This is a genomic window from Neobacillus kokaensis (assembly GCF_014656545.1).
In the GTDB taxonomy this organism is placed as follows: Bacteria; Bacillota; Bacilli; order Bacillales; family Cytobacillaceae; genus Neobacillus; species Neobacillus kokaensis.
Genome location: NZ_BNDS01000002.1, coordinates 1 through 22,490 on the forward strand (window position 1 = coordinate 1; position 22,490 = coordinate 22,490).

Sequence of the window (22,490 nt, forward strand, 5' to 3'; positions counted from 1 at the left end):
AATTATTTTCACAGAAAAAAGCGCCAATGCAGCGGTAAAAATTATCGATATGATTGAAAGATCTTGCATTTTAGTCACATCCTACAAAAACTTTTTGCGTTCTTCATCAATAATAGAAGATAGAATCTCATCTTCTATTTCATCCTCAGTTTTTTTAGTTTCTGCCTCCGGTTCATCGATGCTCTTTCGTTTTACCCATTTACGAATGACAAAGGCTATCGCCGCAGCTGCAACGGCAATCACCACGAACGGGAGAATCCAGGCAGTTAAACTAAAGCCGCTTTTCTCCGGCGAAGTTAGAATTTCTTCTCCGTAAATATTGACATAATACTTACGGATTTTATCTTTATCCCAGCCTTTACTCATCATTTCGACTAAGTCCTGTTTAAAGTCTTTTGTCAGGCTGCATGTATTTGGATCACATTCATAGTGGTCCTGACCGCAGCCGCACGTACAGGCAAATTGGGAAGCAACTGCCTTAAATTCTGCCGACTTATAATCGAAATCTTTTGCCTCTGCTTGAACAAAAGAACCTTGAAAGATTATCACTATTAAGAGGATCCCAAGATAAATTTTATTCCGCATATTAAGACACCTCTTTACGAACTCCGGTGTATCTTGGAGTGACATTTCCGTATTTTCCATTCGATATGGCAAACAGCGCACCAATAACAATCATGAAGGAACCAAACCATAGCCAATTCATCATTGGATTTACTTTGACGATAAAGGTTGCTTTGCCATCATCCTCCCATGCACTCAAAACGATGTATAAATCCTCTTTCATTGATGAAATAATCGCCACTTCAGATGAAGGCTGTTCCCAATTTCCATAAAAAACTTTTTCCGGCTGAAAGGTTCCTAGTTTTTTACCATTCTTAAAAACTGTTAAATCCGCATAGACGATATCATTAATTCCTTCTCTCTTTTGATCCAGACGTTCATAATTTAGTTTATAATCCTTTACCTCAATGGAGCCGCCTAATGGAACAGTTTTCATTGTTTCTTCATCAAAGTTTTGCGAACCGATGATTCCCATTGTGATAAAAGCGATCCCTAGGTGAACAATATATCCTCCGTAGCGGCGGCGGTTTCTAATCATTAACCGGTATAGAGCTGTAAAATGCTTCTCCTTGGTCATCTTCCTTCTCGCTTTTACTCCTCGGTAAAACTCTAGGTAATGCGTAATGAATAATAGAATAATAACCCCGTATCCAATAACTGCCCACGCTTTTTGAATCCCTAACACCGCCATTAACACCATGCCAAGAACTGCTAATATAGCCGGTAACATGAAGTTTTTCTTAAGATTTTTCACAGTAGATCTCTGCCATGCTAAAAGCGGACAGACAGCCATAACAAACATCATTGATAAGAGAATTGGCGCTTCTACTTTATTAAAGAATGGCAGGCCGACGGTTACCTTTGTACCGCGAACGACTTCAGACACTAATGGAAAAATCGTGCCCCAAAACACTGCAAATGCTGCTCCGACAAGTAACAAATTGTTAACCAAAAAACTGCTTTCCTTAGACACAAATGAAGTAAATTCCCCTGCGCTTCGTTTCAGCAGGCTATATCTGCTCATCAACACATACAGCGCACCTATAACGGCAATTGCCATAAAGATTAAAAAGTATAATCCGAGATTTGAATTTGCAAATGCATGAACAGAGGTAAGGACACCGCTTCGTACCAAGAAGGTCCCAAATAATGTTAAGGCATAAGAAACGATTATTAAACTTATATTCCAAATCTTCAGCATATTTTTTCTTTCTTGAATCATTACAGAATGCAAAAACGCTGTCGCTGTCAGCCATGGCATAAAGGAAGCATTCTCCACCGGGTCCCAAGCCCAATATCCACCCCAGCCAAGCTCAACATAGGCCCATTGACCGCCAAAGATATTTCCAAGACTTAAGAATAACCAGGCAATAATCGTCCACCGTCTTGTCATTTTAATCCAGAAGTCATCAACATTTTTCAAAATCAAAGCAGACATTGCAAAGGCAAATGGAACCGCTAGTCCAACATAACCAAGGTAAAGAGTAACCGGATGAATAATCATTCCTGGATTTTGCAGCATCGGATTTAACCCTTTTCCTTCAAGCGAAACCTGGTCCAATAGAACAAATGGTTTGGCAACAAAAGCTAAAATAAAGAAGAAGAAAACCGCATTGGCCATTAGAATGGCTGAAATATATGGAACCATCGGGTTGCCCTTCATCTTCCTCGAAAAGGCAGTCATTAATGCATATAAAGTTAAAAAGAAAGTCCATAGCAATAATGATCCGGCATTACCTGCCCATAATGCAGTGAGTTTATAAATAACCGGCAGTTCGCTGCTCGTGTAATCATAAACATATTCGTATTGAAACTGGGAAGTTGCTAGCAAATAAAACATCGAGAGCATCGCCAGCGCGGCACAAATAAATAAGGAGATCATTCCACCCTTACCGCTGTTTACTAATTTTTGATTTTTTGTGCTAATTCCCAGTGTTAAAATGAGAAGTGAATAAATTGCAACTGCAAAGCCTATGTAAATGGTTGCATTAGCAAATAAATACATTTTGTCACCTTCTTATGTTTGCCGTTATTTTTCTTTCGGTGGCTGATTCAGCTTTTCCTTATGTGTTTCAGGGTCATAGTTTTCCCTATCTTTTCCTTCATATTTGGAAGGACATCTTGTTTTAACAGTTTCCGCCTTAAAGGTGTCCTTTGTGGTTGGAGAACCCTGCAGAATCGTAATCACACCTTCTGAAAAGTTGTCCGGCTTTGGCCCATTATGGATCACATGCATGATATTACCGTCATTATCTTTAACGTCGAATTTCAATTCTATTTTGTCAGGGTTCCATTTGATAGACTTTTCAATTAGCAACCCTTCAAAGGTAACAAAATCATCCTTATGCTGATCCTGCGTTGCTGACAATTCTTTCAACGTCAATTCAATGCCGCTCGAACCAGGAGTTGCAGCCATCAACAGAAAAATAATAGCCCCGGCAATGATAAAACCACCCAGCAAAACCATCGTGTTCTTTTTCAATCAACTCACCCCGTTAAATTAATTTTTTCATTTCCTCTTCATACGTTTCTTGATCCATTTTCCCTGTCAGCAGTTTTTTTCGAAGTTCCTTTTTAGCCTCGGCGGCATCTATTTTGCTATTTTTTTTGGTGGAGGCTGGCCTCTTTTTGTGATATTTATTCTTCCTTGTTACATGCGCTGTATCCTGGGAATTTGCTTTAAACCCTAAAAAAACAAAGATACCGGCAATAATGACTGCGATTCCAATAATGAAGGCACCGCCTATACCGATTAGTGGACGCTTTAAATTGTTTATTGGACCTGATGTTCCCTTTGTTATTTGGTCGGTTGCCGAACCACTGACACCCGAGTGGTTTGCGTCATTAGGCACCTGTACTTTACTCATGACCTCCATAGAGGATTCCGTCCCATCTTTTTTATAAGAGAATGTATACTTTAAGGTCCTCCCTGCTTTGATATTCTTATATTGGTAGAAAAATAGATTTTCACCGTATTCATTCTTGGAACTCTCATGTGCTTTTGGCTCCATTTGTATCTGTTTAGCGTTCATTGGCGCATAATAAATGACTTCCAGCTGCTCTATGTCGCTATTATTCTTAAACTCATATGTAAAACTCTTTATGTCCTTAACGTCAATTGTTTCGGTGTAGTATTCGATCACGAACTTATAACTCTCATTTTTTTTTATTGGTTTAGAAGGTTTCCAGCTGATGATGCCATTTTCCTTATCAACATCATATGGCCGTTGAACTTCCGGCTTATTTTCCTCAGGAAATTCTGCGACTAAAAAGGCTTCAAATCCTTTATCTTTTGCTGGAACAGAAACTTCAAATTTACCGTCAAAATCATGACCACTTTTATTGATGATGGTTCCATATTCCCCAACAAGTAATGCAGGAATATCTCTTGACGGCCAGTCGTCCGGGTAGTCAAATTCCGGCATAACTTGAATCTGCATTTCCTTGATAGGAAACTTTTCAGCAGGATAAGCGGTTGCAGCATCAGCTTTTAAAATCATTAGGTTTGACAAATAGAATGCAATAACAAATATGAACGCCCACTTCTTTTTTAGCATAGTTATCCTCCCTGCCCTATGAATCTACATTATGATCTTGCTAATTTTTTACTATAGTCCTCTTTGAAATAAATAATAATCTTAATTTATTGCTAGTGGCCAAAGGACTCTTGAACATTTTGTTAAAGGGTGAAAAACGTTACTTTTTCGTCAAAAAATAACCACAAAATGTTCACATATTCCAATAATGGAGCATTTATCCGAATAAAAAACCTGAATCCAACGAATTCAGGTTTTTTCGTACTATTTAGTTTTCTCCAAAGATCGAATATAGCGAACTATATCACTAATATCCTCTTTTTTTAATTGACGAGCGCCTTCAAGCCCCTTTAAAGACGGGCCCATTCTAGTCTCTTCCCGTCCAAAAGCAGTGGCAGTCCAAATTTGACGATCGGTCGTATACTTTAAATATTGTGGGTTCGCAAGTGCTGTTCCCATTTTTATTTTTCCTGCTCCGTCTTCCCCGTGGCAGGAAAGACAATACAAATTATATTGCCCTTTTCCGCGTTCTGGGTCACCGGTAATTGTTGTTGGTGCCTCTAACGAGATCTTCTCCGTTTGCCATTCTCTTATGAAAGACACAAGATTATGTAAATCTTCATCCGACAATTTTTTGGCATATGCAGGCATATCTGTTCCTTGTCTGCCGAATTTAACATAATTAAATAAATCTTGATTAGAAATAGAATTTAGAAAATGTTGATTATTAATCGCTGTTCCGGCTCGTTTTCCTTCACCTTTTCCCGTTCCACCATGACATGCCAGACAATTCTCATTATAGAGCCTTTCTCCTGCCGAAATAGCCTTTGATTTTTTACTGTCAAATAGCTGCCCATTAGTGACAGCATAAATGACAATAATTGCAATTGTAATATAGCTTCCAATTAGAATTTTTTTCATAGAAGGGCTCACCTTCTTATTTTGGTTCAGGCGTTGGAGTTGGTTCTCCAAAATCCTCATATTTCTTTGTTATATACTGATATATTTTCTTAGGATCTTTTCCATCCAGATGCATATCTATCGCCTCCCGGGCAATATCGATACAGACATCTCACGATATACTCATCGCATCCCATTCTTCAACGGCATTATTTTCGCCAAAATGGTCGATATAACAATCTAAATTGCTTTTATGACCGTCCTGTGCAAAGCAGCCGCAGTAACAAGGAACATTTGCTACAACTTCCGGATAGTTTGATACCATGATATATGTTTCTTTAATTTTCTCTGACGAATTCAAGACATAATCCGGCAGCGGCTTATGCTTCTTATCGAGTGTTACATTTGCCTCATTAGAACTGCAAGCTGCCACAATATGGATCATTGTCATGCAAATTATTATTAATGAGAAAAGCCTTTTCATTCTTATGTCACCCCTTCCATAATCATTATGTATTTCCATTTCATTTTAACAAATAGGAATTCGGTTAAAGCGGGCTAAATATTACTATTTCGTGAAGATTTTTGATAGAAAAAGAAAAAAACCTTAGTCCAAATAAAATGATTTGGACTAAGGTTTTTTAAACTTAGGCTCTGGATACATATGTTCCTTCAGATGTGTTGATGATTAATTTGTCACCTTGGTTGATGAAGAATGGCACTTGAACAATAAGTCCTGTTTCCATAGTGGCAGGTTTCGAACCGCCGGAAGCAGTGTCACCCTTAATTCCAGGTTCTGTTTCAGTTACTTCAAGCTCAACAGTGTTCGGCAGTTCTACTCCAAGAGTTTCGGTCTGATACATCAAGATATGAACTTCCATGTTTTCCTTTAAAAACTTTAGTTCATACTCAAGGTTTGATGCAGGAAGTTCTACTTGCTCATAAGATTCCATATCCATAAATACATGCTGATCGCCGCTTGCATATAAATATTGCATTTTACGGTTGTCGATTTGAGCTTTCTCTACTTTCTCACCAGCACGGAAAGTCTTCTCTTGAACAGCTCCATTACGAAGATTACGCAGCTTGGAACGAACAAACGCTGCCCCTTTTCCTGGTTTAACGTGTTGGAAATCCATAACCCGCCAAATACTGCCGTCTACTTCAATAGTTAACCCTGTACGAAAATCGTTAACTGAAATCATGCTTAAATTCCTCCTAAAAACATTACAAAATTATTAAATCTTTGGTTGAATGAGTAAGGACTTCATTATGGTCCTTTGTAATAAGCGTATCATCTTCAATCCGCACGCCGCCAAGCCCTGGGACATATATCCCCGGTTCACATGTTACGACCATTCCCGGTTCAAGGACTAAATCAGATTTTTTGGAAAGGGCAGGTCCCTCATGCACTTCTAGTCCAATCCCATGACCAGTAGAATGCCCAAAGTTCTCTCCAAAGCCTTTTTCAGTTATGTAGTCCCTTGTCAATGCATCAGCCTGTTTCCCTGTTAATCCTGGTTTCAGGCCATCCATACAGCGCAGTTGTGCCTCAAGAACAATTTGATAAATATTTTTTAACTTACTGTCTGGTTCTCCTACAGCAACTGTTCTGGTAATATCAGATACATACCCTTTATAATAAGCACCAAAGTCAAGTGTAACCATATCCCCTTTTTCAATAACCTTCTCTGTTGCAACACCATGTGGAAGCGCTGAACGAACTCCTGAAGCAACAATGGTATCAAAGGACGAAGATGTCGCTCCAGCTTTTCTCATAAAGAATTCTAACTCATTCGACACTTCCATCTCCGTTTTACCTGGTTGGATGAAGTCTAAAATATGTTTAAAAGCAGCATCAGCAATATCCGCAGCTTCCTTTATTATCTTAATCTCTGCATCAGTCTTAATCAAGCGTAACTTTTCAATTACTCCTGCGATTGGTACAAGTTCAGCTTTCACTTCTTCTTCATATACTTTAAATAAGGAATAAGTTATATAATCTTCCTCAAAGCCAAGCTTTTTGATTCCTAACTTTTTAACCTGTTCGGCAACTTCTTTTTGAATAGTATCTGAAAACTTAATGACCTCAAAGCCTTCGCATTGCTTTGATGCCTGTTCAACATAACGGAAATCAGTTATGAATTGTGCATGATTAGCACTTATTAACACAACACCAGCTGTACCGGTAAAATTAGATATGTAGCGGCGGTTATAAGGACTTGTGATTAACAGCCCCTCAATTCCATATTCTGCAAATTCTTTCCTTAGTTTTGCTAATTTCTCCATCGTTCCCACTCTCCTTTATCTATTCCGCAGACAGACACAATTATTTTATCACAACCATTCCTTGCCGACTAATGTCAACTTAGCTGGCCGCCTCTTTTTCCTGCTCTTTTTTATTCTGATATTCATAGTTGATGGAATAACCGATAAACATCCCATAAATGATAAATAAACAAAACGACGTAATAACAGTATTCCGATTTAATTTTAAAAGCGGTTTTATATCAGGAAAGAGCGGATGTAAAAGCAAAAATACGATAAAGAACAATATGATACCATATCCAATACCAAACCATAAGCCATTAAATCGTTTTAACAGGGCTGAATATATGAAAGCTACACCAATTGAAATAACTCCAAGAAATAGGATGGAGACAACGGTTCCCACCCAGTCGTATTTCCAGTTTCCAAGTGCCCATGGAATGAGGATAACATTGGGGCGGATTTCTGTAAAATTTAAATAATAGGTGATAAAACCGACCGAAGACCAAAAAATTCCCCCAAATAGGCCAGTCCAAAAGACCATTACAGGGAAAGCCATCGGTTTAGGATATTTAGCTGCTTCATTTTCGTTAGTCATTGTAACAACCTCCAATACATTTTCATGCCTATTATGCCCTTAGCAAACGTAACACTTGCATAAAAAAATATTTTTCGGAATTTAAATGGAAAGATTATGACAATCCTAGAGGATTTTTTGTTTTTCTAGTAGAATACAATTAAGTACATACAGATTTTACTCTCTGCTCATGTGCAACTTTGTATATAGGTTGGTGTCAAATACATGTCCAATTCTCAAAAACCAGTATACGGCGGTCAAGCCGTCATTGAAGGTGTCATGTTCGGCGGTAAACATCATTACGTTACCGCAGTTAGAAGAAATGATCATTCCATTGATTATTTTCATGTACCAAGAAAAGTAAATCCTGTCCTTCAAAAATTAAAAAGGATTCCGTTTCTTCGCGGGATTATTGCGATAATCGAGGCAAGTGGGAACGGCTCAAAACATTTGAATTTCTCTTCAGAAAGATATGACGTCGACCCAAAAGATGATCATACAATAAAAGAACAGGAAACTTCGAAATTAACTATGTACCTTGGAGTAGCAGTAATCGGCGTGATTTCCTTTATCGTCGGAAAATTGGCTTTTACAGTACTCCCAGCTTTATTAGCAGCATTAACGATACCGATTTTTCCATCACATGTGGTTCAAGTGGTCGTGGAAAGTGTGATAAAGCTATTTCTGCTACTTTCCTATATTTATTTTGTTTCGTTAACCCCCCTGATCAAACGGGTATTTCAATATCACGGCGCTGAGCATAAGGTCATTAATACGTTTGAATCCGACGTCCCGCTTACGGTAGAAAATGTTCAGGCCCATTCCAGGCTTCACTACCGCTGCGGCAGCAGTTTTATTTTATTTACTGTCATTGTAGGACTATTTGTCTACTTGCTTGTTCCGACAACACCGCTTTGGCTGCGGATTGTTGACCGGATATTGTTAATTCCAGTCGTATTAGGAATTTCCTTTGAAGTCCTGCAATTTACTAATAAATTAAGAAATGTTCCTGTACTTAAATACCTTGGTCTGCCGGGACTCTGGCTACAGCTTTTAACAACGAAGGAGCCAAATGATGAGCAGGTAGAAGTGGCTATTCTTTCGTTTCAAGAATTATTAAAAAAGGAATCAGAAACCGAATCTGGTGCGAAAAATGAAGAAATTGTCTAAATTTTTATCTTTAGTTGTTTAAAAGATTAAAAAAATGCTTATGATGCTCATAGAGGGAGGTGGCTTTCTTGAAAAATCGGACATCCGTCCTAATTGTAGGGGGACTTATTATTCTTGCCTTAATAGGTATTGTTGGTTCAATCACAGCTAACCCCGCTGGGTTTATTCAGAAAATAGCCATTATGGCTTTAATCGGATTTGCAATATTTTTTGTTGTTCGAAAGTTTTCAAATTCGAGCCCTCAAAAAAAAGATCAGCGGGCATTTTTGAAAGCTGCAAAGCAGTCAAAAAAACGACTGCAAAATAAAAGCGGTGAACCTAATTTGAAGAGTTCTTCACTTGGCCCAATAGCTACTTTAAAGAAAAACAAGAGCAAAAGGAAACCTCCTGCACATCTCACTGTTATTGACGGCAAAAAGGGGAAAAAGAAAAATCGAGCGTCACTATGAACGCTCGTTTTTTTATGGGTAAATTTTGTTAATAAGTCCACTTACTTAAAAATCGTCTGGCATGCTCCCTACCGAAATCAAAGAGAGCCTGTTTCTTCTCATCTGTTAATTTAAATTCTGTTGTTACAATTCCTTCCGTTGGTATAAAGATAATGTTTTCAGCATGTTTTTTTGAAATGTACCGTGAATCATGGGCATCCTTCATTGTTTCAAACAAGGCGCCAAACAATTCAATTCCATTATTAATTTTATGTTTTTGATGTTCATATTCATTCGCGCTTAACTTAATTCCTAATACAGGTCTCACTTTCTTTACATTATCTTTATCAAATAGCCACATCGGAAAATTACTTAACACTCCGCCGTCTACCAGAATATTGATACCGTCAATCGAGCGCATTTTTACAGGTTCAAAAAAATAGGGGATACTGCAGCTCATCCGAATCGCCTTGGCAATAGAAAAGGATTCGGGTGAAATACCATATTTACCCAAATCCTCAGGCAATACAACCATTTGACCGTTCGAAAGGTCTGAAGCAATCAAACGTAATGCTTGGGGGGGCAAATCAGAAAATGTCCTCAGTCCCTTAGCTGCCAGCTTTTCTTCTAACCAGTGCTCCAGTTCATTCCCTTTATACAGTCCTAATTTCCAATAGAGTAAAAGCCATTTTGCAAATTTAAACGGAATAATTGTTTTTCGAGGATCTAATAAATTTGTTGGGTCAAGCTCATCCACCAGCTGATAAATTTCTTTACTTGTGTAGCCTGCAGCAATTAAAGCAGCAACAATAGCCCCGGCGCTGGTCCCTGCTACTCTGACAAACTTAAAGCCGCGGCGTTCAATCTCTTCATAAGCTCCAATCATCGCAAACCCTTTTATACCTCCTCCAGAAAAAACTCCATCTATATTCATGGCAGCCACCCCTAAGATGAAAGTCATTGTTACATCTTTAAGCGGCTGCTTCCTAAAATAGTACCACGGACAAGGTAAAAATTTTGATATCAAAGCCTAAAAAGGAAAGAAGACTGAGAATTTCTGTCAGTCTTCTTGAAAACTAGAGTTCTTTTATAGTTTCACTTTCTGAAGCCGTAAAGCGTTTAAAACAACAGATACGGAACTGAATGCCATTGCTGCTCCTGCTAACCATGGTGCTAAGAAGCCGAGTGCAGCAACCGGGATGCCCAGCGAATTATAGGCAAGGGCCCAGAAGAGATTTTGTTTAATATTGGTGATTGTTTTCTTACTCATAAAAATGGCATCCGCGATACTGTTTAAATCACCGCGAATTAGAGTAATATCAGCAGCTTCCATTGCCACATCGGTACCGGTGCCGATGGCCATCCCAATGTCGGCAACAGCCAGTGCCGGGGCATCATTGATTCCATCGCCAACCATCGCCACTTTTTTTCCTTGAGCTTGAAGTTTCTTAATTTCTTCTGCCTTTCCTTCTGGCAACACCTCTGCAATTACATGCTCAATGCCAGCCTGTTCAGCAATCGCTATCGCCGTTTTCTGATTATCACCGGTAATCATAATGACATCCAGCCCCATTTTTTGAAGACGTCTTATGGCTGCTTTTGAGGTAATTTTAATGGTATCCGCAACAGCAACTGTACCGGCGTAACGACCGTTAATAGCAGTAAGCATAGCCGTCTTGCCAGCTCTTTCTAAACTATCCATTTTAGCAAGAGCTCCTGCAATTGCCACATTATATTGGTTCATGAGTTTTCTCGTACCGACTAATAATTCATTTCCATCTACGACGGCTCTTATTCCGAACCCAGGAATCGCTTCAAATTCAGTTACATCTATTAAAGTAATTCCCTTCTCTTTAATGCCTTGTACAATTGCCTGTGCAAGCGGGTGTTCCGATTGCTTTTCAGCTGAACCCACCAAGGACAAAAATTCGCTTTCTGTAAATTCTTTTTCGATCATGACATCGGTTAATACCGGCGTCCCATTTGTTACCGTACCGGTTTTATCTAATACGACGGTGGAAATACGGTGGGTCATTTCCAAGTGTTCACCGCCTTTAAATAGAATTCCATATTCCGCCGACCTTCCTGAACCGGCCATAATAGACGTTGGCGTAGCCAAACCTAATGCACAAGGACAGGCTATAACAAGGACAGCGATTAATTTTTCTAATGCCTCTGAAAAATCACCAGGCGAAACTACAAAATACCAAATAATGAATGTTAAGACTGCCAAACCAACGACAATGGGTACAAACACTCCGGAAATTTTATCAGCCAGACGCTGGATTGGAGCTTTAGACCCCTGAGCTTCCTCTACTACTTTAATAATTTGAGCTAATGCCGTATCCCTGCCGACCTTAGTTGCCTCAACTTTTAAAAATCCATTTTTGTTAAGTGTTGCACCGATGACCTCATCCCCAGTTTTTTTATCCACTGGGACACTTTCACCAGTAAGCATGGATTCATCGATGGCTGAACCACCTTCGATAATTTTTCCGTCGACCGGGATCTTTTCCCCAGGCTTAATATGAAGGATATCACCGACTACTACCTCTTCGAGCGGGATTTCCTGTTCCATTTCACCCCGTTCAACAGTAGCAGTCTTTGCCTGAAGACCCATTAGCTTTTTAATAGCCTCTGAGGAGCGTCCTTTTGCTTTTGCTTCAAACAGCTTTCCTAAAATGATTAATGTAATCAGCACAGCACTTGTTTCGTAGTACAGTTCAACTTGGTGGGCGTTTCCTGAAAGCGACAAGATTGATAAATATAAACTGTAAAAATAGGCAGCAGATGTACCTAAGGCAACAAGGACATCCATATTGGCACTTTTATTTTTCAAGGCTTTATAGGCGCCTATATAGAACTGTCCGCCAATAATAAACTGGACCGGTGTTGCCATAAGCAATTGAAACCATGGATTCATAAATATATCGGGCACCCAGATGAATGAAGTAAATGAAAAGTGACCGACCATTGCCCATAAAAGCGGGAATGAAAGAATCGCAGAAAAAATAAATTTCCTTGTTTGTTTTTCAATTTCCTTTTGACGATGATCTACGGCTTCCTTCGTATCTTCTTTTAGTTGCGCACCATAACCAAGGTTTTCAACTTTTTTTATGATGTCGTTCGTAGAAAGCGCTGAACCATTAAATTCCACAGTTGCTTTTTCCAGTGCCAAGTTCACACTTGCTTTTACAACACCATCAAGTTTGTTGAGGCCTTTTTCAATTCTTGCAGAACAGGCTGCACAGGTCATGCCAGTAATATCAAACTCCGCTTTTTCCGTTACCACATCATAGCCTAAGTCCCTGATTTTCTTTTCTAAATCCTCAACCTTTATTTGCGAAGGATCATATTTAATTGCTGATTTTTCCAAAGCTAGATTTACAGTTGCTGACTCTACACCTGTAATTTTATTTAATCCCTTTTCAATTCTCGTAGCACATGCAGCGCATGTCATACCGGAAATTTGTAAATTTGTTTCTTTCACATTTTGAGCCATGGAAGCCAACTCCTCATACCCCATATGGGTATATATTTTTGTAAAAAGAACGTGCTAGCAGCTAGCACGTCTTTAAAATATTTACTTTACATCATATCCTTGATCATCAATTGTATCTTTAATTTTATCCAAGGAAACTTTTTCAGGATTAAATTCAACAGCAACAGTTGCATCTTTTAGGTTAACCTTTACAGTATTCACGCCATCAAGTGTACCAACGCTTCCCTCTACTGCTTTCACACAATGATTACAAGACATTCCTTGTACGTTTAAAGTTACTTTTTCCATCTATATCCTTCCTTTCATAACTTAAAAAAGTAAATTATTTTTTATAACACCAATTTACCATACCCCCCCATCCTATGTAAAGAAGTTTGTTATAATTTTCATTAATTTTTTTGGCTTTTTCGAAATTAACACATTATTCGATTTAAACATGATCTTCCAATTTTAATCATTAACTTGTCCATAAATTGTACTTTTATATTTCAAGAAATACTAGTCCACTTATTTATTCATTATTATAATACTTCAATATAAGGAAAAACTGTGTCTAAAGTTACAAAATTTTATTACAAATTATTGAACCCTCAATATATCAAACGAAAACAATTATCGTCATAATATCGACAAACAATATCCATTAATTCTGCAAAATTTAGCGTTATGATTAAGATAATAAAAGAAAGGAGTTGTACGATCATGAAAAAACTTGCAGTTGGAGTTTTAAGTGCTGCGTTGGTTCTTGGAGCCGGAACAGCCGTATTGGCGGCTGGCAATAACGATTCTAATGTTGGTTTAAGCTTTGAAAAAATGCTTCCTTTTATGCAAAAAATGCATCCAGACTTCTCTAAAAAAGATTTACAAAAAATGTACAAAGCCTGTCATGGTGAAGGTGGCATGATGGAAGGAACAAACGCCAAAAATATGATGAATAGATTTTAACACTAACAAAATAATGAATTTACATTAAAAAAGAACGAATTCAATCTTTATTATCTCGATTTCCTGTCCGACAATTGGGACACGCTATCCGACAATTAAACTGCCTTATCCGACAGTTGGGGATCGCTTGGCGACAGTTCCTTCAATAAAATTTTAAAGAAAACGTGCCTAGACAGGGTACGTTTTCTTATGATGCTATTAACCGCTTTTTACTTTTTCCTGTTAGCTGGTTACCTTTTTCTAGGAAACCAGCTAAGCGAAAATGATATCATTTCAAAATCATGCAATAGAAAATCATAATGACCAATATGTTAATGTATCAAATATTCCTAAAATAAGCATAAAGATACCCGCAATTCGTTGAACAAATATGCCGATTTTCCGCCCTTTTTTCATTAACATACCACTGCCACCAAGATACCATATGATGAAAATAACAATTAATAGCGGCAAGGCTGTTCCAAGAGCGAATATGGACGGGAGAATAATTCCATAAGAGCTTGACAACACAACCGGCATTAATGTTACAAAAAACAGGATAAACATGGTTGGACAAAAAGCCAGCGAGAAACTAAGGCCGAGCATAAAAGACCCAAAACGACTTTCTCTCTTGTATTCCTTGGGTTGTTTAAACAAGTTTAATGTCCCTTTCAACTTTATTAACCCGAGCATATAGATTCCTACAATAACTAATATAGGTCCCATAATTTTCCGCAGCCATGGAAAATACAGTGTTAGATTTTGTTCAATTCCTTTACCCAATAGCCATACTAACCCACCTAAAAGAGAAAAGGCCACTACCTTTCCCAAGGTAAAGCTGAAAACATCCTTCCATACTATTTTCTTTTGAATAGAAGTGTTGCCGTACAGCGTGATTGCACTAATATTCCCGGTAAGCTGACATGGCGCAAGTGCTCCAACTAGACCTAGAATTAGTGCAAAAACAATCGGTAAGGATTCTAAGCTATTTGCCATAGTAAAAAAGGGCTGACTTAGGAAGGTACTTATTTGGCTAAATAAATTATACATAATATCACCCTAAGTTTATTTCATAGGATAAGAATATCATAAAAATGTGCAATAAGTTTGAAGATAGGAGATTGTTCAAATAAAAGTCGTTTATTGAACTACTTGCGGTGAAAGTTTAACCAATCACAGGTGGGTTATATATTACTGTAGAACTTGAAGATAGTTAAAGCACGGATCATAGTGATTCGTGCTTTCCCTTTTTGCCTATATATTGATCATTTCTTACTTTTCTTTTTGATTTTCCAAATAATCGTGATTAAAGTAATTATGAGAAGGCAGAGGATCATCATCTGAGAAAACCAGAAATACATGTGATGAAACATCATTTTCTTCCCCATCATCATCCCCATGCTAGTTGGGGGAAACCAAACCATTTTTAAGACAAATATCAAGGAAGATATCCCTAAAATAATAATCAAAATTAAAAACATGGTAGCTATTAGTCTTTCCATATTCTCACCTATTCTACTTTATATCCAATCCCCCAGACTGTTTTAACAGGCTGCTCATGTACACCAGCAGCTTTCAGTTTATCTCTAAGATTTTTAATATGAGAATCCACTGTTCGATCTTCCCCTAAAAACTCAATTCCCCAAATTAACTCAACAAGCTGCTCTCTTGTTAAAACATTTCCTTTATGTTCAAGGAAGACTCTTAATAAATCAAACTCTGTTTGTGTAAGACTTATTTTTTTATTCATGTAAATCACATCGCGAGCTGCGAGGTTCACCGAAATCCCATTATGTCTTAACAGGTTTTCCGTTTCTTCATTTAGATGCGTTCTTCGCAGCAATGCCTGAATCCTTGCTATCAATTCCTCTGCATCAAACGGTTTTACTAAATAATCATCTGCCCCTTTTGACAATCCTGACACCTTATCTTTCACGGTCCCTTTTGCTGTTAACATAATAACCGGCATATCTGTTATTTTTCGAACTTCTTCAAGTGTCTGCCATCCGTCCATGAGCGGCATCATAATATCAAGAATCATTAACTGATATTCATTTTTTATAATTTTTTCATAAGCTTCCTTTCCGTTTTCTGCTTCTTCCACAACAAAACCTTCTTGCTGTAAATAAAGCCGCAAAAGCTGGCGCATTTCAAACTCATCATCGACAAGCAATATTTTAATCATCTTTTTTCTTCCCCTTATCATACCATTTAAATTTTTAATTTTATGGTGAAAGTTGAACCTTTGTTTTCTACACTGTCAACCTTAATTTCACCCTCATGCGCTTGAACGATTTGTTTTACGACATATAGTCCCAGCCCGGTCCCCCCTGTTTTCCTGGCCCGCGATTGTTCAATACGATAAAAACGCTCGAAAATTTTCGATAACTCATCCTTTGGGATACCAATCCCTGTATCTGTAATTTTTATTTTTACAAATTCGTTTTTCATATAGGAGTTAATCGTAATCTCCCCCTGATGAGTATACTTCATAGCATTTTCTATTAGGTTATAAAGGACCTGCTCGATTCTTTTTGGATCAATTTTAATTAAAGGGATATCTCGTAAATTGGATGTTATCATCAGGCCCTTTTTTGCTATTTCAGGTTTTAGATTCGTTATTACTTTTTCAATAATTTGATTGATATTGGTCCATTCACGTTCAAGGGCGAATTCATGAACCTGCAACTTACTCATTTCAAACAAGTCATCCACTAGAATCGAAATTCGTTTTGCTTCTTGATTGATAATTTGTAGGTACTGACTCTGTTCCTCACTGCTTTTATACATTCCTTTATTTAATATGTCGCTATATCCTTTGATATAGGTTAAGGGGGTGCGAAGCTCATGTGAAACAGCCGCAAGAAACTCATTTCTACTATCCTCATAGTATTGAAGCTGCTCCCCAAGTGATTGAATGGACTTGCCTAATTTCGCCACTTCATCATCACCAATCACGGGTATTCTTTGTTGATATTTACCAAGAGACATTTTATTCGTTGCATCCTTCATCATTAAGAGAGGCTGTGCAAGCTTTTTCGACAAAATCCCGATAAATCCGAATGCGAGTAACACAATCCCTAAACTGGCAATTAGCATTAATATATTTAATACAACTACAATTTCTCTTAAGATATTTGAAGGATAGTACATATATACAAAACCCTCATTAGCTCCGATAGGTGATACGGAAATTAAATAATCGTGATGCTTCCAATCACTCTCTATCAACACTCCATTCTTCAATTTCTTTCCTTTGGGTAATAAATGATTCTCCATATCCTCATCAAGCGGTACCGATGAATCAATTACCCTCTGATTAGCATCAGTGACTAAAACCTTCGTAGTTGCCCCTTTTTCCATCCGGACAACATGCCGAATTGTTTCCTGATTATATTGTCCTTCTAGCACTAATGCGTGATTATTTCCTCTTACAAGCAAGTCCTGCTTAATATAATCACTGAATACATTAATAAAAACTCCGTATAAAATTGCTCCTAAAATGAGCAGCAAAGCAACAAATATCCCGCTGAATAGCAATCCCAGCTTCGTTGATATACTATTTATTTTGAATGATCTTTTCATTTGTTTGCTCCTTAAGTTATCGACACCAAGTTTTTCATTAATTACATCATAATAAAATAATATCGAGAATGTATGTAGAAATTATTTAATCATTGCAAAAAAGAGCACCGGATTACCGATGCTCTTTAAATCTATCTTTTTATATACGCTTAGCGCCAATGAAACGCGGCTTCCAGTATACATTGTTTGTGTAAGCGATTGATACCCCTTTTGATGAAGAAGATTGAATCATTTTGCCTTTGCCAATATAAATGGCTACATGTGTCGGCTTGCTTGCCTTATTCGGGGCAAAAAACATAAGATCGCCTACTCGTAAGGAACTAACACGCTTTCCTTTTTTATAGAACATGTCAGCTGCTGTACGTGGCAATACCTTTCCCGCTTTTCCAAAAGAGTATTTAACAAGACCTGAGCAGTCAAAGCCTTTTGGTGTAATGCCGCCCCATCTATATGGAACACCTAAATTGGCTTTTGCAACGGAGATTGCTTTGGTGTGGTAAGAAGCTGCTTCTGCTCTACCTCCAATAGCGGAAAACAATGAGCTCAGTATAATAGTCATGGCGAAAACTGCGACAATCTTTTTCAACATCTTGTTAATCCCCCTGGCGAGTTTTGTTAGCGCTATCATACAAAAAATGCGTAACATCAACGTGACAGGAAGATTACAGTTTTATTACAAATTTCGACTTTATTCCTCACTTTTCAATATATTTAAAAGGCGTGGATTTTCATCCACACCTTTTAATACATCCTATAGACCGCACTTTAATTGCGCACCGCAGTTTGTACATGTATTACAGCCGCCAATTTCTTCGACTTCTCCTTTGCGGCATACTGGGCAAGTGTTACCTACCTCAGAGCCAATAGTTACATTTGTCGAACGAAGATCACTGATGGTGTCGACAAGTACCACAGGCTTCTTTTCTTTTTCATCAAACATCGACAATTGCTCATTAGTATTTTCTTCTGCTTTAAGAGTCAATACTTGAGAATCGCGTGATCCATCTACATAGACAGTGCCGCCTTTGGCACCACCCCGGTATAAACGTTCGTAAACTTTCTCGACTTGTTCGACACTGTATCCTTTTGGTGCATTCACAGTTTTACTGATTGAACTGTCAATCCAGCGCTGGATTACACATTGAACATCTGCATGTGCTTCAGGAGCCAGTTCCATAGCAGTTACAAACCAGTTTGGCAGGTTTTCTGGATCTGCCTCTGGATGTTGATCTAGATATTCTTGAACGATGTCCGCCTTTACTTCGATGAACTTTCCAAGACGACCGCTGCGGAAATAAGAGAATGAGAAATAAGGTTCAAGTCCTGTGGATACCCCAACCATGGTCCCAGTGGATCCCGTAGGAGCAACAGTTAGCAAATGAGAATTTCTTATTCCGTTTTCTAAAATCGATTGACGGATATCTTCCGGCATTTTTTTCATATATCCAGTTTCAATAAACGCTTGTCTTAAGCGGTTTGTTTCATCCAAAGATTCACCTGTTAAGAATGGGAAGCTGCCCTTCTCCTTCGCCAATTCAATCGAAGTTCTATATGCTGTAGTAGCAATAACTTCAAACACTTGATCTACTAATTCATTACCTTCTGGTGAGCCGTATTCTGTTTCACAGTAGATGAGGAGGTCGTGTAATCCCATAACACCAAGACCGACACGGCGTTCACCAAGTGCTTGCTTTTTGTTTTCTTCTAAGAAGTATGGTGTAGCGTTGATAACATTGTCCTGCATGCGGACACCAACTTCAACTGTCTTCTTCAATTTATCAAAATTAACTGTTTTCGTTTCTTTGTCTGCCATTTCTGCTAAGTTAACTGCAGCAAGGTTGCAGACGGAAAAAGGTGCGAGCGGCTGCTCCCCACACGGATTTGTTGCAACTACCTGTTGACCATATGCCTTTGCATTCGTCATGTCATTTGCATTATCAATAAAGAAGATTCCTGGCTCTGCAGAGTAGGTTGCACAAATGTTGATTAAGTTCCAAAGTTCCTTTGCCCTAATCTTCTTGTAGACGCGTACTTTGTATCCAAGCTTTTCCCACTCGCGAACGTCGCCTACTTTATGCCATTCTTCATTATAAGTTTTCATTTCCTCTTCATTGTAGTGCTCCACATAAGGGAACCGAAGTTCATATTCACCATCATTTTCAACAGCTTCCATAAATTCTTTGGTTAAACAAACAGAAATATTTGCACCGGTTAAGAACTCTGAATTATGAACTGTGTAATTGCCGCCAACGGCTAATTTTTCTTCAGCACTAGCAATGATACTCTCGCTGAAACCGCCATTACCAGGAATATTTTTGTAATTCACGATTCCCTGATACATTGCGATTTCCTGAGTTGTAAATGGTGTAAACTTTAATTTATCTTTCGCCAGTTTTTTAATCGTTTCATCTTTTGTATTTTCAATTAAGAATCGTAGAATTCTAGGATTTTGCATCTTTGAAATAATGAATTCAATGATATCAGGATGCCAGTCCGCCAACATGATCATTTGGGCGCCCCTCCGGCTGCCACCCTGCTCAACTAAATGCGTTAATTTCGCAATGTCATCAAGCCAAGATACTGAACCAGATGACTTGCCGTTTACGCCGCGTGCCAGAGTGTTTCTTGGACGCAAAGTTGAACCGTTTGTACCGACACCGCCGCCGCGGCTCATGATTTCCATGACCTGCTTACGGTGGTCAGAGATTCCTTCGCGTGAATCGGCTACAAAAGGCATAACGTAACAGTTAAAATACGTTACATCCGTGTTTGCCCCGGCACCATAAAGAACACGGCCAGCAGGAATGAAACTCAGATTAACGAGCTCTTGATAAAACTTTTCCGTCCACTCACGCCGCTTCTCTTCCGTCTCCTCAACGGCCGCCAATCCTGTTGCCACACGGCGGGCAATCTGCTCATAGAACAGTTCTAGAGGTTTTTCAATCACATCAAGCGATCGCAAAATAACTCCTGTACTGGCTTCTTCAGTATCATCCAGTACTCCTCTAAACTCCTCTTCCACTAATACCTTTGCCTTTTTCTTCTCCCAATCGATTTCTGTAATGGTTCCTAAACCTCGTGCTGGGAATTTTGGATCCTCTTTAATCGTTAGTACAACAAAGTCTCCTTTGGTGAGGGTAATTTTCTCCGTATCTTTGAAGGTGTAGCGATCCAACATAACTAAACGCGAAACACCCTTGTGAGTTATTTTCATATCCGGGGTAACTGGGTGTACCTGGGGAAATAGGCGGATATCCTCATTCAACCTTTCAAAATCAATATTCATTTTTTGTCTAAACACAACAGACATGAGAACAACTCCTTCTAAAAATTAAATCTATTGCATTCTGCTAGATTCTCGTCTGATTATTGTATATCTAGTAGCATTAATATAATTAAGGTACCACAACTAGGTGATGAAAATCAACATATGGTGTTTTACAAAATTTCGACACCACTATATATTGTATGTTGAGCAAAAAACATTTATTTTGTCAAACCTAAAATTAAATAGATTTGAAAGAAAATAAAAGCATTACTCGATTTTTCTCTTAAAAACGAGGAATTTTAACAATTTTCGCGGCTTGCTAAAAACTAAAAGCGGCAGCGGCCGCTTCAAGTTATTACCTTTTAAAATTCCAATCTTCGTTTTCATAACGTTCGCAAGCAAGCTTATGAACGTATGCCAATTCATCCTCTGATAATTGATATGGTTCAAGGTCAATATTAAGTCCTTCTGCAAAACCTTTATAGAAAGCATCTTTTGCTTCCTCAAGCGTAATCTGCCTCTGGCTGATGGCGTTAATCGCAACCGCTTTATCTTTAAATGCTTTCTTCATCCGTTCCTTTACCCGCTCATTTGGATACTTAAACAAGCTAAACAGCTTTTCTTCATCTAGGTCCAATAGAATTGAACCATGCTGAAGAATAACACCCTTTTGCCTCGTTTGCGCGCTTCCGGCAACCTTTCTTCCTTCGACCACTAGCTCATACCAGCTGGGCGCATCAAAGCATACTGCTGAACGCGGGCTTTTTAAAGCATCCCGTTCCTCAGCTGTCTTTGGAACCGCAAAATAAGCATCAAGGCCTAAATGGTGAAATCCTTTTAATATCCCTTCCGAAATCACCCGGTAAGCCTCCGTCACCGTTTTAGGCATTTCTGGATGTTCTTCTGAAACAATTACACTATATGTTAGCTCATGCTCATGGAGGACACCTCTGCCGCCTGTAGGCCGTCTTACGAAGCCTAGAGCATGCTCTTTTACGGCATCCATGTCAATTTCTTTTTCAACCTTTTGAAAATAACCAATCGACAATGTTGGCGGATTCCAGCCATAAAAACGAATCACCGGTGGAATTTTCCCATTGCTGTGCCAATCAAGCAATGCCTCGTCAAGTGCCATATTAAATGAAGGAGAACTGTTTCCTGTATCAATAAAAAGCCATTGTTCTTTTTCCATTCAATAACCTCATTTAAATGAAATATTTTACCTTTTTAAGTCTATCAAAAACGAAAACGAATGCAAACTAGATTGTTTTGGCATTATTTTATCAAAAGAATTTTCGTCATAATTCTTTATCTTTATGTGAAGGACTTATATAATAAAAGCTAGTGGAGTACAGCTTGAAAGGAGAAAAGATTTTGAGTTCACTTTATGTTTTATTAATTATTATTGCTGCGGTTATTATTTACTCCGTTTTCACTTATTTCTATCAAAAGAAAATCGTCAAAACGGTTACCGAGGAAGAATTCCGTGCAGGTTACAGAAAGGCACAGCTTATAGATGTTCGCGAACCAAACGAATTTGAAGGCGGTCATATTTTAGGCGCACGTAATATTCCAATGTCACAGATGAGAATGCGGATGAAGGAAATCCGCCCTGATCTGCCAGTTTATCTATATTGCCAAAGTGGAATGCGCAGTGCCCGTGCAGCTCAGTTTTTACACAAAAAAGGCTATAAAGATCTTACCCAGCTGCAAGGCGGGTTTAAAAAATGGTCAGGCAAGATTAAAGCTAAGAAATAATACTTCTAGA

The 22,490-nt window shown here is 38.4% G+C and carries 22 protein-coding genes; 4 read left to right on the forward strand and 18 right to left on the reverse strand.

Translation table 11 applies throughout. The features are described 5' to 3' along the window. Positions 1–81: 81 nt before the first annotated feature. The 9 genes from IE222_RS02430 to IE222_RS02475 all read right to left on the reverse strand — a co-directional run bounded on the left by IE222_RS02430 (position 82) and on the right by IE222_RS02475 (position 7,866). The gene (locus IE222_RS02430; protein WP_191269385.1) at positions 82–585 is read right to left on the reverse strand and encodes a cytochrome c-type biogenesis protein CcmH; all 504 of its coding nucleotides are present in this window, start codon (positions 583–585) and stop codon (positions 82–84) included. 1 nt (position 586) lies between these two features. After that, entirely contained in the window at positions 587–2,569 is a 1,983-nt protein-coding gene (locus IE222_RS02435; protein WP_191269387.1) for a heme lyase CcmF/NrfE family subunit, read from the reverse strand. A 24-nt stretch (positions 2,570–2,593) separates the two neighbouring features. Continuing rightward, entirely contained in the window at positions 2,594–3,046 is a 453-nt protein-coding gene (locus IE222_RS02440) for a cytochrome c maturation protein CcmE (protein WP_191269389.1), read from the reverse strand. A 13-nt stretch (positions 3,047–3,059) separates the two neighbouring features. Beyond that, positions 3,060–4,121, reverse strand: a complete 1,062-nt coding sequence (locus IE222_RS02445) for a DUF4352 domain-containing protein (protein ID WP_191269391.1) — start codon at positions 4,119–4,121, stop codon at positions 3,060–3,062. A 243-nt stretch (positions 4,122–4,364) separates the two neighbouring features. Continuing rightward, entirely contained in the window at positions 4,365–5,021 is a 657-nt protein-coding gene (locus tag IE222_RS02450; protein ID WP_191269393.1) for a c-type cytochrome, read from the reverse strand. Positions 5,022–5,037: 16 nt separating this feature from the next. Then, positions 5,038–5,484: a PCYCGC motif-containing (lipo)protein gene (locus IE222_RS26830; RefSeq protein ID WP_370465003.1), complete on the reverse strand. Its 447-nt coding sequence runs from the start codon at positions 5,482–5,484 to the stop codon at positions 5,038–5,040. Between the two features lie 163 nt (positions 5,485–5,647). After that, positions 5,648–6,205 (reverse strand): elongation factor P, encoded by a 558-nt coding sequence (efp, locus tag IE222_RS02465; protein WP_191269400.1) that lies wholly within the window; start codon positions 6,203–6,205, stop codon positions 5,648–5,650. A gap of 22 nt (positions 6,206–6,227) precedes the next feature. Further along, on the reverse strand, positions 6,228–7,289 hold the full coding sequence (locus tag IE222_RS02470) for a M24 family metallopeptidase (RefSeq protein ID WP_191269402.1): 1,062 nt from the start codon (positions 7,287–7,289) through the stop codon (positions 6,228–6,230). A 79-nt stretch (positions 7,290–7,368) separates the two neighbouring features. Further along, entirely contained in the window at positions 7,369–7,866 is a 498-nt protein-coding gene (locus IE222_RS02475) for a YqhR family membrane protein (RefSeq protein ID WP_191269404.1), read from the reverse strand. Positions 7,867–8,070: 204 nt separating this feature from the next. Here IE222_RS02475 and IE222_RS02480 point away from each other — a divergent pair, with 204 nt between their 5' ends. Together IE222_RS02480 and IE222_RS02485 are read left to right on the forward strand one after the other, a co-directional pair. Then, positions 8,071–9,015 carry a DUF1385 domain-containing protein gene (locus IE222_RS02480; RefSeq protein WP_191269405.1) on the forward strand — a complete coding sequence of 315 codons (945 nt, stop codon included), beginning with the start codon at positions 8,071–8,073 and terminating at the stop codon, positions 9,013–9,015. A 59-nt stretch (positions 9,016–9,074) separates the two neighbouring features. After that, on the forward strand, positions 9,075–9,464 hold the full coding sequence (locus IE222_RS02485; RefSeq protein WP_308435576.1) for an SA1362 family protein: 390 nt from the start codon (positions 9,075–9,077) through the stop codon (positions 9,462–9,464). A gap of 28 nt (positions 9,465–9,492) precedes the next feature. Here the strand turns inward: IE222_RS02485 and IE222_RS02490 are convergent, their stop codons facing one another. The 3 genes from IE222_RS02490 to copZ form a co-directional block, all read right to left on the reverse strand. Further along, a complete protein-coding gene (locus IE222_RS02490; RefSeq protein ID WP_191270160.1) occupies positions 9,493–10,377 on the reverse strand; it encodes a patatin-like phospholipase family protein in 885 nt (294 codons plus the stop codon). Positions 10,378–10,530: 153 nt separating this feature from the next. Continuing rightward, positions 10,531–12,945: a heavy metal translocating P-type ATPase gene (locus IE222_RS02495; protein WP_191269409.1), complete on the reverse strand. Its 2,415-nt coding sequence runs from the start codon at positions 12,943–12,945 to the stop codon at positions 10,531–10,533. An 81-nt stretch (positions 12,946–13,026) separates the two neighbouring features. Then, a complete protein-coding gene (gene copZ / locus IE222_RS02500) occupies positions 13,027–13,233 on the reverse strand; it encodes a copper chaperone CopZ (protein ID WP_191269411.1) in 207 nt (68 codons plus the stop codon). 414 nt (positions 13,234–13,647) lie between these two features. Here copZ and IE222_RS02505 point away from each other — a divergent pair, with 414 nt between their 5' ends. After that, the gene (locus IE222_RS02505) at positions 13,648–13,890 is read left to right on the forward strand and encodes a hypothetical protein (RefSeq protein ID WP_223282557.1); all 243 of its coding nucleotides are present in this window, start codon (positions 13,648–13,650) and stop codon (positions 13,888–13,890) included. A 294-nt stretch (positions 13,891–14,184) separates the two neighbouring features. Here IE222_RS02505 and IE222_RS02510 read toward each other — a convergent pair whose 3' ends face one another. The 6 genes from IE222_RS02510 to lipM all read right to left on the reverse strand — a co-directional run bounded on the left by IE222_RS02510 (position 14,185) and on the right by lipM (position 21,914). Next, positions 14,185–14,919, reverse strand: coding sequence for an urease accessory protein UreH domain-containing protein (locus IE222_RS02510; RefSeq protein ID WP_191269413.1), 735 nt, complete (start codon positions 14,917–14,919; stop codon positions 14,185–14,187). Between the two features lie 460 nt (positions 14,920–15,379). Continuing rightward, on the reverse strand, positions 15,380–16,054 hold the full coding sequence (locus IE222_RS02515) for a response regulator transcription factor (protein ID WP_191269415.1): 675 nt from the start codon (positions 16,052–16,054) through the stop codon (positions 15,380–15,382). Positions 16,055–16,080: 26 nt separating this feature from the next. Continuing rightward, positions 16,081–17,454, reverse strand: a complete 1,374-nt coding sequence (locus IE222_RS02520; protein ID WP_191269417.1) for a sensor histidine kinase — start codon at positions 17,452–17,454, stop codon at positions 16,081–16,083. Between the two features lie 139 nt (positions 17,455–17,593). Then, positions 17,594–18,043 carry a C40 family peptidase gene (locus IE222_RS02525; protein ID WP_191269419.1) on the reverse strand — a complete coding sequence of 150 codons (450 nt, stop codon included), beginning with the start codon at positions 18,041–18,043 and terminating at the stop codon, positions 17,594–17,596. A 162-nt stretch (positions 18,044–18,205) separates the two neighbouring features. Then, a complete protein-coding gene (locus IE222_RS02530; protein WP_191269421.1) occupies positions 18,206–20,764 on the reverse strand; it encodes a vitamin B12-dependent ribonucleotide reductase in 2,559 nt (852 codons plus the stop codon). Between the two features lie 313 nt (positions 20,765–21,077). Continuing rightward, positions 21,078–21,914 (reverse strand): lipoate--protein ligase family protein, encoded by an 837-nt coding sequence (lipM, locus tag IE222_RS02535; protein WP_191269423.1) that lies wholly within the window; start codon positions 21,912–21,914, stop codon positions 21,078–21,080. Positions 21,915–22,096: 182 nt separating this feature from the next. On the opposite strand from lipM, the gene IE222_RS02540 reads away from it, so the two are divergent. Next, complete coding sequence (locus IE222_RS02540; RefSeq protein WP_191269425.1) at positions 22,097–22,480, forward strand: rhodanese-like domain-containing protein; 384 nt, start codon at positions 22,097–22,099, stop codon at positions 22,478–22,480. Positions 22,481–22,490 lie beyond the last annotated feature (10 nt).

Coding starts and splice junctions, on each gene's coding strand:
- IE222_RS02475 (WP_191269404.1), bottom strand. CDS start 7,866: ATGACTAACGAAAATGAAGCAGCTAAATATCCTAAACCGATGGCTTTC.
- IE222_RS02515 (WP_191269415.1), bottom strand. CDS start 16,054: ATGATTAAAATATTGCTTGTCGATGATGAGTTTGAAATGCGCCAGCTT.
- IE222_RS02530 (WP_191269421.1), bottom strand. CDS start 20,764: ATGTCTGTTGTGTTTAGACAAAAAATGAATATTGATTTTGAAAGGTTG.
- IE222_RS02510 (WP_191269413.1), bottom strand. CDS start 14,919: ATGTATAATTTATTTAGCCAAATAAGTACCTTCCTAAGTCAGCCCTTT.
- IE222_RS02495 (WP_191269409.1), bottom strand. CDS start 12,945: ATGGCTCAAAATGTGAAAGAAACAAATTTACAAATTTCCGGTATGACA.
- IE222_RS02520 (WP_191269417.1), bottom strand. CDS start 17,454: ATGAAAAGATCATTCAAAATAAATAGTATATCAACGAAGCTGGGATTG.
- IE222_RS02470 (WP_191269402.1), bottom strand. CDS start 7,289: ATGGAGAAATTAGCAAAACTAAGGAAAGAATTTGCAGAATATGGAATT.
- IE222_RS02445 (WP_191269391.1), bottom strand. CDS start 4,121: ATGCTAAAAAAGAAGTGGGCGTTCATATTTGTTATTGCATTCTATTTG.
- IE222_RS02450 (WP_191269393.1), bottom strand. CDS start 5,021: ATGAAAAAAATTCTAATTGGAAGCTATATTACAATTGCAATTATTGTC.
- efp (WP_191269400.1), bottom strand. CDS start 6,205: ATGATTTCAGTTAACGATTTTCGTACAGGGTTAACTATTGAAGTAGAC.
- IE222_RS02435 (WP_191269387.1), bottom strand. CDS start 2,569: ATGTATTTATTTGCTAATGCAACCATTTACATAGGCTTTGCAGTTGCA.
- IE222_RS02525 (WP_191269419.1), bottom strand. CDS start 18,043: ATGTTGAAAAAGATTGTCGCAGTTTTCGCCATGACTATTATACTGAGC.
- IE222_RS02490 (WP_191270160.1), bottom strand. CDS start 10,377: ATGAATATAGATGGAGTTTTTTCTGGAGGAGGTATAAAAGGGTTTGCG.
- lipM (WP_191269423.1), bottom strand. CDS start 21,914: ATGGAAAAAGAACAATGGCTTTTTATTGATACAGGAAACAGTTCTCCT.
- copZ (WP_191269411.1), bottom strand. CDS start 13,233: ATGGAAAAAGTAACTTTAAACGTACAAGGAATGTCTTGTAATCATTGT.
- IE222_RS02505 (WP_223282557.1), top strand. CDS start 13,648: ATGAAAAAACTTGCAGTTGGAGTTTTAAGTGCTGCGTTGGTTCTTGGA.
- IE222_RS02480 (WP_191269405.1), top strand. CDS start 8,071: ATGTCCAATTCTCAAAAACCAGTATACGGCGGTCAAGCCGTCATTGAA.
- IE222_RS02430 (WP_191269385.1), bottom strand. CDS start 585: ATGCGGAATAAAATTTATCTTGGGATCCTCTTAATAGTGATAATCTTT.